Annotated in this window: 2 protein-coding genes; both read left to right on the plus strand. The window is 58.2% G+C overall.

From position 1 onward, the window contains the following. Positions 1-256 precede the first annotated feature (256 nt). Positions 257-523, plus strand: coding sequence for a sel1 repeat family protein (locus EN935_RS37125; RefSeq protein WP_027026420.1), 267 nt, complete (start codon positions 257-259; stop codon positions 521-523). A gap of 393 nt (positions 524-916) precedes the next feature. After that, positions 917-1,127 (plus strand): ABC transporter substrate-binding protein (locus EN935_RS37130; RefSeq protein ID WP_164771742.1); only part of this gene is annotated, 211 nt, incomplete at its 3' end.

The following is a 1,127-nucleotide window of genomic DNA, read 5'->3' on the forward strand; positions in this document are numbered from 1 at the left end:
GTTAGCGGAGTCTTGACTTGGCGCCGGAAAATTTTCGTCAAATTTGACGCAAGCAGGCTGAATTGCTGACTTTGTATCCTTAACGAATTTCAGCGTTTACCTCTTGTTTTAGCTTTGTTTTCCTCAAATTAAGCACGCCATTTAACGACGGATTCAAGCCTGCACGGCATTCTCGAAAGCATCGGAAGAGCAGCCAGCAAGGACGAAAGAAGGCAGCTCTCGGGAGCCTGACAGGGGCCGGAAACAGGGGATTGAAATGGCACGTTTTGAAATGCTTGAAGCAGGTTTCGGCGCCATGGGGGCAACCGCCCAGGCCGACATTCTTTTCGAACTGGGCATGATGTATGCGACCGGCCGCGATTGCGAGACCGATGTCGTTGCCGCCCACAAATGGTTCAACATCGCCGCGATCAAGGGCTCGGCCCGCGCCGCGGAATTGCGCTCCGAACTGTCGGCGGCCATGTCGAAGATCGAGATCGCCAAGGCGCTTCGCGAAGCCCGCGAATGGATGACCATGCACTGATATCTGCCAGTCGCGGACAGGCTTATCGAAGACAGGGACGCTCCGGGATCAAGACCGCACAGACGGCCAGACCCGGCGGAATTGAAGGCCGCGTAAGACGGTCACGATGCTAAGAAAGAGAACGCGGCGGGCCGCAGGCCCAGTCGTGCGCGACGCAGGGAAGGTGAGTGGGATTTTTAGGCGCGGGGGCGCTTGGGAAACAGCTCGACGGGCAAAAAAGCCACGACCAGCCGGAACAAGGCTGGCGTGGCTTTTTGCGTGGATGACGTCTTGCAGGCCCAATCGAGCGGCGCCAATGCGCCTAGACAGGCCCAATGAAGGATGAAATTGTCCCGCCTCTCTGGAAGAAGCGCGGCCGGGGCGGCCGCGCGTGAGTGGAGGAGTTCTACCATCATGAAAAAATTGAGTATTTTGAACGCGGCCATATTCGGCCTGATGATGAGCACGCCGGTCGCATTCGCCGACGATATCACCTTTGCGGTGATCGGCCCGATGACCGGACAGCTCGCCACCATCGGCGATCAGTTCAAGCAGGGCGCACAGGCCGCTGCCGACGCCATCAACGCCGCTGGCGGCGTCAACGGGTCGATGATCAAGCTCGATA

Origin of the sequence: Mesorhizobium sp. M7D.F.Ca.US.004.03.1.1, from assembly GCF_003998635.1 — a bacterium.
In the GTDB taxonomy this organism is placed as follows: domain Bacteria; phylum Pseudomonadota; class Alphaproteobacteria; order Rhizobiales; family Rhizobiaceae; genus Mesorhizobium; species Mesorhizobium loti.

What these genes read in the sequence shown, in the direction of transcription:
- EN935_RS37125 (WP_027026420.1), top strand. Translation starts at nt 257, where the DNA reads ATGGCACGTTTTGAAATGCTTGAAGCAGGTTTCGGCGCCATGGGGGCA.